Origin of the sequence: Borrelia hispanica CRI (assembly GCF_000500065.1) — a bacterium.
Taxonomy (GTDB): Bacteria; Spirochaetota; Spirochaetia; order Borreliales; family Borreliaceae; genus Borrelia; species Borrelia hispanica.
Window position 1 is genome coordinate 1 of sequence record NZ_AYOU01000049.1, and the last position, 609, is coordinate 609.

The 609-nt window shown below is 25.5% G+C and carries 1 pseudogene; it reads left to right on the forward strand.

Going from position 1 to position 609, the window contains the following annotated elements:
- A pseudogene (locus U880_RS0101310) lies at nucleotides 1–515 on the forward strand (ERF family protein); the annotation flags it as partial.
- Nucleotides 516–609: the final 94 nt, after the last annotated feature.

The window sequence follows — 609 nt, forward strand, 5'->3', positions numbered from 1 at the left end:
GACAAATTGAAAATAATACTTCTAATAGCAAAGATAGCAGTGCAATCAAACCATCTGTAGATATAACAAAAGCAAAATCAATAGAAAGTAGAGTACAAAACAAACAAGTTGTTAATACTGACCATTCTAAATCCAAAGTTAAACATAATGTTAATATGAATAAATTTAAGTATTATCAAAACTTACTAATAGCATCAAGAAATATGTATAGGTTTTTAAGTGATAAACCATTTAGTAGTTTGTCAGAAATAAACGATTATCTTGAGTCTGTTAAATCGGGAGATGATTCTAAATTACTTGAGTACTTTAATAAAAATAAAACGTTAAAGAGTATTGAGTATTGGTGTAATTTAATTAAAGAATACTTTACTAAAAGTAGTAGAGATTTAAGTAATCTTGAGAAGTTTAATATATTTATGGCATTTGATTCAGATAAAGTTGGAAGTAGTCCATTGAGATTATTTAGTCAGCTGTCTATTACTAAAGAATTTCAGTGTTTATTCAGGTTAACTTGATACTTATAAATAATAAGCCCCATCAGGGGCTTAAATAATTAATTTTTTAATTTTGAATATTTTCTATATACATCTTTAGCAATAGGTTTAGTGA